The following is a 214-nucleotide window of genomic DNA, read 5'->3' on the forward strand; positions in this document are numbered from 1 at the left end:
TATTGGCTTCTTTAGCCCCTAGCTTTTGAGCCATCGGGCCGCTGATTAAAGAGCCAAGCGTGGCTCCAAAACCAAAAAACGCCCATGAAGTCCCAGCGATAGTGGGGGAGATATTTAAATGACGGATCAAATAATCCACCCAAAAAAGCGTGTGCGGTAAAAAACCAATGTATCCACCATTCCTTTGCGCGTATTTGGGCGCGAGTCCGGTTAG

The 214-nt window shown here is 48.1% G+C and carries 1 pseudogene; it reads right to left on the reverse strand.

The annotated features are described in order from the left end of the window. Positions 1–214: pseudogene (locus BZK24_RS08725) on the reverse strand (hypothetical protein); the annotation flags it as partial.

It is taken from the genome of Helicobacter pylori (genome assembly GCF_001998165.1).
In the GTDB taxonomy this organism is placed as follows: domain Bacteria; phylum Campylobacterota; class Campylobacteria; order Campylobacterales; family Helicobacteraceae; genus Helicobacter; species Helicobacter pylori_DL.